Genomic DNA, 12,860 nt, shown 5'->3' with positions numbered 1-12,860 from the left:
TCCGGGCCGTGCGGCCCGGCTCTTTCGGCCCTGTTCTTCTATAGAAGGCAGGGCTTTTTTATTTGCGCGCCTTGAGAATGACGAACTTGGGCGTGGCCGCCACCTGTTCGACGCCGCGGAACAGGCGCGCCAATTTGCTGTGATAACCCAGGTGACGGTTACCCACGATATACAACGCGCCGCCCACCACCAGGGCTTCCCGCGCCTGCTGGAACATGCGCCAGGCGAGGAAATCGCCCACCACCTGCTGCTGGTGGAACGGCGGGTTGCAGAGCACCACGTCCAACGACTGCGCTTGCTGGCCGGCCAGGCCGTCGTCGGCACGCAGGGTCACGTTGCGTTCACCCAGGGCGGCCTGCCAATTCTCGGTGGCGGACTGCACCGCCATGAACGACTCATCCACCAGGGTGTACTGCGCGTCGGGGTTGTGCAGCGCGCTGGCAATCGCCAATACGCCGTTGCCGCAGCCCAGGTCCGCCACGCGGGCGCTGCCCAGGTTGTTCGGCAGGTGCGGCAGGAAGGCGCGCGTGCCGATGTCCAGGCCTTCGCGGCAGAACACGTTGGCGTGGTTGAGCAGTTCGATGGCCGGCGTATCCAGCGTGTAGCGGGTAGGGTAGGGCGATACTGCCGCAGGGCGATCGGCAACGGTGGCGATCAGCAGCCGTGCCTTTTTGACCGCAAGCGTGGCGTGCATCGGCCCGATATAACGTTCCAGCAATTCACCGGCGGCGCGTGGCAGGTGTTTGAGCATGGCCCCGGCGATCACTTCGGCGCCCGGCGCCAGCTGCCCCTGCAGCCCAATCAACTGTTCTTCCAGCAGCGCCAGGGTTTTTGGCACACGCAGCAGCACCCGATCGAAAGGCCCGACCGGCACCTGGCTGGACGGCACGAACGCCACTGCATCAAACGCTTTGCCGTTGCGCACCAGGTTTTTCTCCAGGCCCTGGGCGGCGAGGAACGAGTCCCCGCTGGTGGTCACCTGCACCTGGCCTTCAAGGCTGGCCGCAAGCGCGCCGAAGCTGTCATTAAGGACCAGCACACGGGTCGCCGCGTTGGGTTGCTGGCTGGCGAGGTGGCTGAGCAGGTACTCATCGGCGGCATCGAAGGCTTGCAGCGGGTCATTGGATTGCTCGGGCTGACGAATCAAATCGAGTTGAGCGAAGGGGCTGTCAAGCAGGGGCATGGCGGGGGAGGCTCTGGGTAATCGACGGAACCGTCTGAGTGAACAGCGAAGCAACCTCTGAAAGGGCAGCATCAACACTCAGAATTGGCCGCAAATGTTACTTTTTTTTGACCGTGATGACATGCGGTGTTTCTGGTCAGGGCTAAAACAGTCCTGCTTTAGAGGCGCTGAGTACGGCCTGGATCTTATTGTGAACCCCTAACTTCTTGAAAGTGCTGCTGATATGAAAGCCCACCGTGCGCTCGGACAGGCAGAGAATGGCGGCGATCTCGGAAGCGGTCTTGCCCATGGCGGACCACTTGAGCACTTCCGTTTCGCGTGCCGTTAACTTGCTGGGCGCGTTGACATGGGTTTCGTCGGCGTATTTTTTTGCCACGACCGCATGCATCGCATGGCAGAGCCACAATACCTGCCCGGCTTTTTCGTAAAGCTCTTCAGGGCTGACCTCGTCTTTGCCACGCGCCAGGGTCAGCATGCTGAACACGCCCTGGAAGTCATGAACCGCTTGGGTCCAGCCTAAGTGAACGCCAAACGACCGGGCCAAGTCCCACAAATGAGGGGCGTTCTTAAAGGTCTTCTTGTCCCAGACAACGGGCAGCACACTATTTTTACAATGGGATACAACGGGATCTATATCGAAGAAGTGCGCTTGTTGGTAAAGACTCCTCCATTCATTTGGATGATTACTAAGATAAACAGGCTCTGTTTGATTGCTATGGGCTTGGGTACTCATCGTAAATGAGCAATATTGGAACCCCAACTCATAGGTATGATTGACCACCACATCAAACACGCTGGTGATTTCGCTCTCGCCTTCCAGCTTGGGCAGCCGTGTATTGCGCCATCTGACCATCGGTAACTCTCCACAGGTTTCCATGTGCCTTGGGTACGCCCAGATCCCAGTGCTGCTCGAAACCAAGTGTAGGAGAGGTCCTACAAATGAGCCTTGAAATATTTTCATTTGTTGGCTTGTTTTAGGCCTTCAACGCTGAATACGGAGTCAGCTTTTGTAGGCGTTAGTGTGGAGGGCTTGTTTTTTCAAGAGCTTGTAAGTGCTATCAAAATGACATCTCTTGCAGGCTCTACTTCAACTTGTGGTGTACTCCAAGTGCGGTAATAGCAAAATATTTAGTTCAATGCAGCGCGGCGCTGATTTGCCACTTTTTTCATAGCGCTGAAACATCGTCGGCGTTGGGATCGCGGTAATGCCAGTACAAATCAACGGTGTTTGCGCGGCCTGCTTTGAGGGACACTAAGGCCCTGTGCAAAACGGAGCCTCCCATGACGGCCAGTGCTGAGAAATTTACCCGCCAGACCTTGCTCGACGTGCAATCGCTGACCCCCAGCCTCTTCACCCTGCGTACCACGCGCGACGCCGGTTTTCGGTTTACCGCCGGCCAGTTCGTGCGCCTGGGCGTCACCAGGGCGGATGGCAGTACCGTATGGCGCGCTTACTCCATCGTGTCTTCGCCGTTTGACGAACACCTCGATTTCTTTTCCATTGTCGTTCCGGGGGGCGAGTTCACCAGTGAGTTAAGCCGTCTTAAGGTGGGCGATACCTTGCTGGTGGAGCGCCAGGCCACCGGTTTCCTGACCTTGAACCGCTTTGTAGACGGGCGTGATCTGTGGCTGTTGGGCACCGGTACCGGTGTGGCGCCGTTCCTGTCGATCCTGCAGGATTTCGAGGTATGGGAGAAATTCGAGCGTATCGTCCTGGTGTACAGCGCCCGAGAGGCCAAGGAGCTGGCGTACCAATCGCTGATCACTGAACTGGGCGAGCGTGAATACCTGGCCGACTATGCCCACAAGCTCATCTACATCCCTATCGTCACCCGTGAACGGCATCCGGGCGCGTTGAACGGGCGCATCACCACGTTGATCGAGAACGGCGAACTGGAGCGCGCAGCCGGCGTCGCGCTGGCCCCGGAGTACTCCCGGGTGCTGATTTGCGGCAACCCGCAGATGGTCGACGACACTCGCCAGTTGCTCAAGCAGCGCGATATGCAACTGAGCCTGAGCCGACGCCCGGGCCAGGTGGCGGTGGAAAACTACTGGTAAAAAAAAGGCGCCTCATGAGGCGCCTTTTGCTTTGAGCCGCAGCTCAGAGCGGTTTGTCATGCTGTGCCTTGAGCAAATCGCGGATCTCGCCCAGCAGCACCTCTTCCTTGGTCGGCGTCGGCGGCAAGCTCGGGGCTACGGCCTCTTCGCGCTTGAGGCGGTTGATGGCCTTTACACCCATGAAGATGGCGAAGGCGACGATCAAAAAGTCGACCACGCTCTGGATGAACTTGCCGTACGCCAGCACCACGGCGGGTACATCGCCTTGCGCGGCTTTAAGCGTGATTGCCAGGTCGCCGAAGTCCACGCCACCGATCAACAGGCCGAGCGGCGGCATCACCACGTCCCCTACAAATGAGGAAACAATTTTGCCGAACGCGGCGCCGATGATGATACCGACGGCCATGTCGACCACATTACCTTTGACCGCAAAGGCTTTGAACTCACTGATCACGCCCATAAGTTATTCCTTGTTACAGATGAGAAGGGTGGAGGTCAGTGTAAGTCAGTCGTAGCGGGCTCGCGCGACACAACCGTTAACACTGTTGGTTTTTATCGACACATTAAATCGCAATTAGTTTGCAAAGTGCCACCAATCGCGCGCGAAATACGCCGTATTTCAGCGGGTTACCATATTTTTTTCTCAATCGGCCTTGTGGTGTTTTTCTATTTATCTTCTGACCCGCAGGTCACTAGCCTCTGGCAAGCACAACTGAATGTGCACTAAAAAAACCAGAGGAAACCTTGATGAACATTTCAATCAACCGCAGGCCCGTGTCCGCGCGCCATGCGCTGGTGTTGGTGACCGCCAGCCTGCTGACCCTCTCCGTACAGGCCGCCAACCTGACCCGCGATAACGGCGCCAACGTTGGGGATAACCAGAATTCGCAGACCGCCGGCGCCAATGGCCCTGTGCTGCTGCAGGATGTCCAACTGATTCAGAAGCTGCAGCGCTTCGACCGCGAACGCATCCCCGAGCGCGTGGTTCACGCTCGTGGTACGGGCGCCCATGGCACGTTCACCGTCACCGACAACCTCAGCGACCTGACCAAGGCCAAGGTGTTCGCCGCCGGTGAAGCCACGCCGGTGTTCGTGCGCTTCTCGGCCGTGGTCCACGGTAACCATTCCCCCGAAACCCTGCGCGACCCACGGGGCTTCGCGACCAAGTTCTACACGGCAGAAGGCAACTGGGACCTGGTCGGCAATAACTTCCCGACCTTCTTCATTCGCGATGCCATCAAGTTCCCGGATATGGTCCACGCGTTCAAACCGGACCCGCGCACTAACCTGGACGACGACTCGCGTCGTTTCGACTTCTTCTCCCATGTTCCAGAATCCACTCGTACACTGACCGAGCTGTACTCGGACTCCGGCACACCGGCCAGTTATCGGGAAATGGACGGCAATGGCGTACATGCCTACAAGTTGATCAACGCCAAGGGCGAAGTGCACTACGTCAAGTTCCACTGGAAGAGCCTGCAAGGCATCAAGAATCTTGATCCCAAGCAAGTCACCGAAGTGCAAGGGCGTGACTACAGCCACATGACCAACGACTTGGTCACCCACATCAACAAGGGCGACTTCCCCAAGTGGGACTTGTATGTGCAGGTGTTGAAACCCGAAGACTTGGCTAAGTTCGATTTCGACCCGCTGGACGCCACCAAGATCTGGCCGAATGTGCCGGAGCGCAAGGTCGGGCAAATGGTGCTCAACCGCAACCCGGCCAATGTGTTCCAGGAGACCGAACAGGTCGCGATGGCCCCGGCCAACCTGGTGCCGGGTATCGAGCCGTCGGAAGACCGCCTGTTGCAAGGGCGGGTGTTCTCCTACGCCGATACGCAAATGTACCGCCTGGGCGCCAACGCCCTGCAACTGCCGATCAACGCGCCACGGGTGACCGTCAACAACGGTAACCAGGACGGCGCGCTGAATTTCGGCAAGACCACCACCGGCGTGAACTACCAGCCAAGCCGCCTGCTGCCACGGGAAGAGCCGCAGACTGCGCGCTACAGCCAGTCGCCGCTGTCGGGCAGCACCCAGCAGGCGAAGATCCAGCGTGAGCAGAACTTCAAGCAGGCCGGTGACTTGTATCGCTCCTACAGCAAGAAAGAGCGTCAGGACCTGATCGACAACTTCGGCGGCTCCCTGGCGACCACGGATGATGAGAGCAAGCACATCATTCTCTCGTTCCTCTACAAGGCCGATCCGGAATACGGCACCGGCGTGGCCAAGGTGGCCAAGGGCGACCTGGCTCGTGTGAAAGCACTGGCTGAAAAACTGACTGACTAACCGCGCCCTCCTGTAGGAGCGAGCTTGCTCGCGAAGAACTCAAAGGCAACGCATTTATCCAGGATGCACGCGTTATCGTTGACGTTTTTCGCGAGCAAGCTCGCTCCTACAAGGGGATCTTTCTCAAGGATCTTGATCATGCGTACGTTCATATGGGCACTGCTGGCCTGCTGTTCGTTCAGTGTGCTGGCCGAACAACCCCCATCCAATGACCCTGGTGCGCTCAAGGCGCAGCTTCAGGACTACTATTTCGACGCTGCCCGCCGTGGCGACCTCGACATGCTCGAGACCTTCATTGCGTCCGGCTACAGCCTCAACACCCAGGACGACAAAGGCTACACTGCCCTGATCCTGGCCGCCTATCATGGCGAAGGTGCCTACGTGGAGCGTTTGCTCGCCGCCGGCGCCGACGCGTGCGTGCAGGACAAACGCGGCAACACTGCGCTCATGGGGGCCATCTTCAAAGGCGAGCTGAGCATCGCCCAGCGCTTGCTGGCAACCGACTGTAACCCCGACCAACGCAACGGCGCGGGGCAGACCGCCGCCATGTACGCCGGGCTGTTCAAGCGGGTCGAACTGCTCGGTGAACTCAAGGCCAAAGGCGCTGACCTCAACGCCCAAGACCCCATCGGTAACACGGCTTCACGCTTGGCCAATGGCGAAATCCGGACCCCGGCGCCGCGCTGAGCTATCATCGCGGTTTTTCGGTTGGAGGTTCTCGAATGGCCAAGGCCAAGCGCATGTACGGCTGCACGGAGTGCGGCGCGACCTTTCCCAAATGGGCGGGCCAGTGCGGCGAGTGCGGTGCGTGGAACACCCTGACTGAAACCATGATTGAAAGCGGTGGCGCTGCGGCCCCTGCCGGGCGCACCGGCTGGACCGGGCAACAAGCGCAAATCAAGACCTTGGCCGAAGTCAGCGTCGAAGAGGTGCCGCGCTTCTCCACGGCCTCCGGTGAGCTGGACCGGGTATTGGGCGGTGGCCTGGTGGACGGCTCCGTCGTGTTGATCGGCGGCGACCCGGGCATCGGTAAGTCCACGATCCTGCTGCAAACGCTGTGCAGCATCGCCAGCCGCATGCCGGCGCTGTACGTCACCGGCGAGGAATCCCAGCAACAAGTGGCGATGCGTGCTCGTCGCCTGGGCTTGCCCCAGGACCAACTGCGGGTCATGACCGAAACCTGCATCGAAACCATCATCGCCACGGCGCGGATCGAGAAGCCAAAGGTCATGGTGATTGACTCGATCCAGACAATTTTCACCGAGCAACTGCAATCGGCCCCTGGCGGCGTATCCCAGGTGCGTGAAAGTGCGGCGCTGTTGGTGCGCTATGCTAAGCAGAGCGGTACGGCGATCTTCCTGGTCGGCCACGTGACCAAGGAAGGCGCGCTGGCCGGGCCGCGCGTGCTGGAACACATGGTGGATACCGTTTTGTATTTTGAGGGTGAGTCCGATGGCCGCCTACGGTTGCTGCGGGCAGTGAAAAACCGCTTTGGCGCGGTGAACGAGTTGGGGGTGTTCGCCATGACTGACCGGGGGCTGAAAGAAGTCTCCAATCCATCGGCGATTTTTCTTACCCGCGCCCAGGAGGAAGTCCCAGGCAGCGTGGTGATGGCAACGTGGGAAGGCACCCGGCCGATGCTGGTGGAGGTCCAGGCGCTTGTGGATGACAGCCATCTGGCCAACCCGCGCCGGGTCACCCTTGGGCTGGATCAAAACCGCCTGGCGATGCTGCTGGCAGTGTTGCACCGCCATGGGGGTATTCCGACCCACGACCAGGACGTGTTCCTTAACGTGGTCGGCGGGGTCAAGGTGTTGGAGACCGCGTCTGATCTGGCGCTGATGGCGGCGGTGATGTCCAGCCTGCGTAACCGGCCCTTGCCCCATGATTTGCTGGTGTTTGGTGAAGTGGGCCTGTCGGGCGAAGTGCGCCCGGTGCCCAGCGGCCAGGAGCGCTTGAAGGAAGCGGCCAAGCACGGCTTCAAACGCGCGATCGTGCCCAAGGGCAATGCGCCAAAGGAAATGCCGCCGGGGTTGCAGGTGATTGGGGTCACGCGCCTGGAGCAAGCCTTGGATGCCTTGTTTGAGTAGCGCCCACACCACAAAACCAATGTGGGAGGGGGCTTGCTCCCGATAGCAGTGTGTCAGGCACTTATAGGTAACTGATACACCGCCATCGGGAGCAAGCCCCCTCCCACATTTTGGTCTGTGTTGGATTTTAGATTTCCAGCAATGCCGAATAGGCAAATTGTAGCCCTACGCCATCATTCGGCAGTTATTTCTGCTTTTTTTGCGCCGGCAAGGCTCTAGACCAACGTAGGGGGGTGGCCTTTAAGGCCAACAGCGCTAAACTCGGGCTGGCTGTCCTTTCTGTCCACCCTGGCTGGAATATAAAAATGAAAAATAATAATAGCCTGCTACGCCATCTACCCTGGCTGGTGCTGGCAATCGTAGGAGCGTGCGCCCTTGGCGTAGTGGCCTTGCGCCGCGGCGAGGCGATCAACGCCTTGTGGATTGTAGTCGCTGCAGTGGCCATCTACTTGGTTGCGTACCGTTACTACAGTCTGTTCATCGCCAATAACGTGATGCAACTGGACCCACGGCGGGCCACCCCCGCAGTGATCAACAACGATGGTCTGGACTATGTGCCGACCAACAAACACATCCTTTTCGGTCACCACTTTGCGGCGATTGCCGGCGCAGGCCCTCTGGTCGGCCCGGTATTGGCAGCGCAAATGGGTTACCTGCCCGGCACCCTGTGGCTGATCGCCGGCGTGGTGCTGGCCGGTGCGGTGCAGGATTTCATGATCCTGTTCCTGTCCACCCGGCGTAACGGCCGTTCCCTGGGCGACATGGTCCGCGAAGAAATGGGCCGCGTGCCGGGGACCATTGCGCTGTTTGGCTGCTTCCTGATCATGATCATCATCCTCGCGGTGCTGGCGCTGATCGTGGTCAAGGCCCTGGCCGAGAGCCCGTGGGGCATCTTCACGGTGATGGCGACCATCCCGATCGCGATGTTCATGGGCATCTACATGCGCTACATCCGCCCGGGCCGCATCGGTGAAATTTCGATCATCGGCGTGCTGTTGCTGCTCGGTTCGATCTGGCTGGGCGGGCAGATTGCCGCTGACCCGGTCTGGGCCAAGGCCTTCACCTTCACCGGGATCCAGATCACCTGGATGCTGATCGGCTATGGTTTCGTCGCGGCAGTGCTGCCGGTGTGGCTGATCCTGGCACCGCGTGACTACCTGTCGACCTTCCTGAAGATCGGCACCATCATCGCCCTGGCGATTGGCATCCTGGTCACCATGCCCGACCTGAAAATGCCGGCGCTCACTCAGTTCATCGACGGCACCGGCCCGGTGTGGAAAGGCGGCCTGTTCCCGTTCCTGTTCATCACCATCGCCTGTGGCGCGGTCTCCGGCTTCCATGCGCTGATCTCCTCGGGCACCACGCCCAAGCTGCTGGCCAATGAAGGCCACGCCCGTTACATCGGTTACGGCGGCATGCTGATGGAGTCATTCGTGGCCATCATGGCGATGGTTGCCGCGTCGGTGATCGAGCCTGGCGTGTACTTCGCCATGAACAGCCCGGCGGCGATCGTCGGTAGCGACGTTGTTACCGTGGCGCAGACCGTCAGCAGCTGGGGCTTTGCAATCACCCCCGAGGCGCTGTCGGCCGTGGCCCACGACATCGGTGAAACCACCATCCTGGCGCGTGCCGGCGGTGCGCCGACGCTGGCGGTCGGTATCGCGCAGATCCTGCACAGTGTGCTGCCGGGTGAAAACACCATGGCGTTCTGGTACCACTTTGCGATCCTGTTCGAAGCGCTGTTCATCCTGACGGCGGTTGACGCCGGTACCCGTGCCGGTCGCTTCATGCTGCAGGACCTGCTTGGCTCCTTCGTGCCGTCACTCAAACGCACCGAATCCTGGACCGCCAACCTGATCGCCACCGCCGGTTGTGTGGCGATGTGGGGTTACCTGCTGTACCAGGGCGTGATCGACCCGCTGGGTGGCATCAACACCTTGTGGCCGCTGTTCGGTATCTCCAACCAGATGCTGGCGGGTATCGCGTTGATGCTGGCCACGGTTGTGCTGATCAAAATGAAGCGCCAGCGCTACATTTGGGTGACCTTGCTGCCGGCGGTCTGGCTGCTGATCTGCACCACCACCGCAGGCTTCATCAAGCTGTTCGACGCCAACCCGGCGATCGGCTTCCTGTCGCTGGCGAAGAAATACAGTGATGCCCTGGCCAACGGCCAGATCCTGGCCCCGGCCAAGAGCATCGATCAGATGCAGCATGTGATCTATAACGCTTATACCAACGCCACGCTGACGGCGCTGTTCCTGTTCGTGGTGTTCAGCATCCTGTTCTATGCGCTCAAGGTCGGCATTGCCGCCTGGGGTAACAAAGAGCGTACGGATAAAGAAGCCCCGTTCCAGGCTGTACCGGACGCATAAACGAGGATTGCACCCATGTTCAATGACATCAGTCGCCTCGGTAAATACCTCGGTCAGGCTGCGCGCCTGATGGTCGGCATGCCCGACTACGACACTTACGTCGAGCATATGCAAACCAAACACCCGGACAAGCCGATGATGGACTACAAGGCGTTCTTCCGGGAACGCCAGGAAGCCCGTTACGGCGGCAAGGGTGGGCCCAAGTGCTGCTGACCCGGTATTCGGGCTGGCGGTGATCCCCATGTGGGAGGGGGCTTGCTCCCGATAGCGGTGTGTCAGTGACAGATAAGTGCCTGACACACTGCTATCGGGAGCAAGCCCCCTCCCACATTTGTTTCTGTGTTTCTTCAAGGAGAATTTCTTTTGTCCTCTCCCATTCCTGTCACCGTTCTCAGCGGCTTTCTAGGCGCCGGCAAAACTACTTTGCTGCGCCACCTGCTCAAGGCCGAACACGGCTTGAAGATTGCCGTGATCGAAAACGAATTCAGTGACGCCGGCATCGACACCCAACTGCTGGGCGCCGAGCCGGTGCAAGTCATGACCCTGTCCAACGGCTGCGTGTGCTGCACCATCCACACCGACCTGACCAAAGCCCTCTACCTGCTGCTTGAGCGCCTGGACAGCGGCGAGATCGCCTTCGACCGCCTGGTGATCGAGTGCACCGGCCTGGCGGACCCTGCGCCCGTGGCGCAGACGTTCTTCATCGACGAGGAACTGCGCGACCGTTACATCCTCGACGGCATTATTACGCTGGTGGACGCCGCCCACGCCGAGCAACACCTGGCCCAGACCATCGCCCAGGCACAGATCGGCTTTGCCGACTGCCTGCTGGTGAGCAAGCGCGACCTGGTGGACGATGCCACCTTCGACGCCCTCAGCGAACGCCTGACCCGCATCAACCGCCGCGCCCCGATTCGGGTGGTGGACCATGGCGCCATCGACCTGGCCGAACTGCTCGATGTGCGAGGCTTCAACCTCAACGCCGGCATGAGCCTGCGCCCGGTCAGCGCGGCGCCGTCCATCGACCGCATATCCAGCCTGGTGCTGCGCACCGACCAGCCGCTGGATATCGACCGCCTCAGTGAGTTCATGAACGAATTGCTGGAAGACCACGGCAAACAATTGCTGCGCTACAAGGGCGTGCTGAACATTGCCGGGGAAGAGCGGCGCATGGTGTTTCAGGGCGTGCTGAAGCTTTATGGCTTCGACTGGGACACCGAATGGGCCGAAGGCGAGGCACGGGAGAGCGTGATTGTGTTTATTGCCGATGAGTTGCCGGAGGACAAGATCCGCGAAGGCTTTGCCAGGGTCTACCAGGCATAAAAAAGCCCACCTGTAGGAGCGAGCTTGCTCGCGAAGAACTCACAGGTAACGCGTGCTTCCAGGATGCACGCGTTACCGTTGACGTTTTTCGCGAGCAAGCTCGCTCCTACAGTGGGCTTCTTAGTATTACGCGCCGTACACCGGCAGCTTCTTGCAGATAGCCTTGACCTTCTCACGTACCGCGTCGATCACGGCTTCGTTGTTCAGGTCCGCCAGGATGTCGCAGATCCAGCCGGCCAGTTCCTTGCACTCGGCTTCCTTGAAGCCACGGGTGGTCACAGCCGGGGTGCCGAAGCGCAGGCCGGAGGTGACGAATGGCGAGCGTGGATCGTTCGGCACGGAGTTCTTGTTCACGGTGATGAAGGCTTTGCCCAGGGCAGCGTCAGCATCTTTACCGGAAATGTCCTGCTTGATCAGCGACAGCAGGAACAGGTGGTTTTCAGTACCGCCGGACACCACGTCATAACCGCGTTCGATGAACACGCCGGCCATGGCCTTGGCGTTCTTGACCACTTGTTTCTGGTAGGTCTTGAACTCAGGCTGCAGCGCTTCCTTGAAGCAGATCGCCTTGGCGGCGATCACGTGCTCCAGCGGGCCACCCTGGGCGCCCGGGAATACCGCAGAGTTCAGCTTCTTCTCGATCTCGGCGTTGGCGCGCGCCAGGATCAGGCCGCCACGTGGACCGCGCAGGGTCTTGTGGGTCGTGGTGGTGACCACGTCAGCGTAAGGCACCGGGTTCGGGTAAACGCCAGCAGCAACCAGACCGGCCACGTGGGCCATGTCGACGAACAGGTAGGCGCCGACCTTGTCCGCGATTTCACGGAAGCGCGGGAAGTCCAGGATCTGTGAGTAGGCAGAGAAACCGGCCACGATCATTTTTGGCTTGTGCTCGACCGCCAGGCGCTCGACTTCGTCGTAGTCGATCAGGCCGTTGGCATCGATGCCGTATTGAACGGCGTTGTACAGCTTGCCCGAGGAAGAAACGCTGGCGCCGTGGGTCAGGTGACCGCCGTGGGCCAGGCTCATGCCCAGGATGGTGTCGCCACCTTGCAGCAGGGCCAGGTACACCGCGCTGTTGGCTTGGGAACCGGCGTGCGGCTGGACGTTGGCGTAATCGGCGCCGAACAGCTCTTTTGCACGATCAATGGCCAGTTGCTCAACCACGTCGACGTACTCGCAACCACCGTAGTAGCGCTTGCCTGGGTAGCCTTCGGCGTACTTGTTGGTCAGAACCGAACCTTGAGCCTCCATCACCGCAGGGCTGGTGTAGTTTTCCGAAGCGATCAGCTCAATGTGCTCTTCCTGGCGCACGGCTTCTTGCTCCATGGCGGCGAAGAGATCGGCGTCGTACTTGGCAATAGTCAAATCACGGCTGAACATGGCGGTCCTCAAGGATCGGGGCAGAAAAGGAAGGCATTCTAACCCAATGGGTTTTAGATGGCATATGAAAGGACATCATGTCGCGGACAAGCGGGGCTCATCTGGAATCGTGAGTGAATGTGCCGCCGCAATCGGGAGCAAGCCCCCTCCCACATTTGGAATGCA

General features: G+C 59.8%; 11 protein-coding genes. 7 read left to right on the top strand and 4 right to left on the bottom strand.

The features are described from left to right. Positions 1-58: 58 nt before the first annotated feature. A complete protein-coding gene (locus tag C4J88_RS23365) occupies positions 59-1,183 on the bottom strand; it encodes a class I SAM-dependent methyltransferase (RefSeq protein ID WP_124408228.1) in 1,125 nt (374 codons plus the stop codon). 142 nt (positions 1,184-1,325) lie between these two features. Further along, positions 1,326-2,036 (bottom strand): LuxR family transcriptional regulator, encoded by a 711-nt coding sequence (locus tag C4J88_RS23360; RefSeq protein WP_124408227.1) that lies wholly within the window; start codon positions 2,034-2,036, stop codon positions 1,326-1,328. Between the two features lie 428 nt (positions 2,037-2,464). On the opposite strand from C4J88_RS23360, the gene C4J88_RS23355 reads away from it, so the two are divergent. Next, the gene (locus C4J88_RS23355; protein ID WP_124408226.1) at positions 2,465-3,241 is read left to right on the top strand and encodes a ferredoxin--NADP reductase; all 777 of its coding nucleotides are present in this window, start codon (positions 2,465-2,467) and stop codon (positions 3,239-3,241) included. A 43-nt stretch (positions 3,242-3,284) separates the two neighbouring features. Here the strand turns inward: C4J88_RS23355 and mscL are convergent, their stop codons facing one another. Then, on the bottom strand, positions 3,285-3,701 hold the full coding sequence (gene mscL / locus C4J88_RS23350) for a large-conductance mechanosensitive channel protein MscL (RefSeq protein ID WP_124368428.1): 417 nt from the start codon (positions 3,699-3,701) through the stop codon (positions 3,285-3,287). 287 nt (positions 3,702-3,988) lie between these two features. Between mscL and katB the strand changes: the two genes are divergently transcribed. The 6 genes from katB to yjiA all read left to right on the top strand — a co-directional run bounded on the left by katB (position 3,989) and on the right by yjiA (position 11,315). Next, positions 3,989-5,530: a catalase KatB gene (gene katB, locus C4J88_RS23345; protein WP_124368427.1), complete on the top strand. Its 1,542-nt coding sequence runs from the start codon at positions 3,989-3,991 to the stop codon at positions 5,528-5,530. 138 nt (positions 5,531-5,668) lie between these two features. Then, entirely contained in the window at positions 5,669-6,217 is a 549-nt protein-coding gene (locus C4J88_RS23340) for an ankyrin repeat domain-containing protein (RefSeq protein ID WP_124408225.1), read from the top strand. Between the two features lie 35 nt (positions 6,218-6,252). Further along, positions 6,253-7,620 carry a DNA repair protein RadA gene (radA, locus tag C4J88_RS23335; RefSeq protein WP_124368425.1) on the top strand — a complete coding sequence of 456 codons (1,368 nt, stop codon included), beginning with the start codon at positions 6,253-6,255 and terminating at the stop codon, positions 7,618-7,620. A gap of 305 nt (positions 7,621-7,925) precedes the next feature. Next, the gene (locus tag C4J88_RS23330) at positions 7,926-9,992 is read left to right on the top strand and encodes a carbon starvation CstA family protein (protein ID WP_124364489.1); all 2,067 of its coding nucleotides are present in this window, start codon (positions 7,926-7,928) and stop codon (positions 9,990-9,992) included. Positions 9,993-10,007: 15 nt separating this feature from the next. Further along, complete coding sequence (locus tag C4J88_RS23325; protein ID WP_003176208.1) at positions 10,008-10,205, top strand: YbdD/YjiX family protein; 198 nt, start codon at positions 10,008-10,010, stop codon at positions 10,203-10,205. 150 nt (positions 10,206-10,355) lie between these two features. Next, positions 10,356-11,315 (top strand): GTPase, encoded by a 960-nt coding sequence (gene yjiA / locus C4J88_RS23320; RefSeq protein WP_124408224.1) that lies wholly within the window; start codon positions 10,356-10,358, stop codon positions 11,313-11,315. A gap of 126 nt (positions 11,316-11,441) precedes the next feature. Here the strand turns inward: yjiA and glyA are convergent, their stop codons facing one another. Continuing rightward, the gene (gene glyA / locus C4J88_RS23315) at positions 11,442-12,695 is read right to left on the bottom strand and encodes a serine hydroxymethyltransferase (RefSeq protein WP_124408223.1); all 1,254 of its coding nucleotides are present in this window, start codon (positions 12,693-12,695) and stop codon (positions 11,442-11,444) included. Positions 12,696-12,860 lie beyond the last annotated feature (165 nt).

This window comes from Pseudomonas sp. R4-39-08 (assembly GCF_003852275.1).
Classification (GTDB): domain Bacteria; phylum Pseudomonadota; class Gammaproteobacteria; order Pseudomonadales; family Pseudomonadaceae; genus Aquipseudomonas.
Note: the sequence above shows the minus strand (reverse complement) of the source record. Positions and strands in the feature narration are given on the sequence as shown.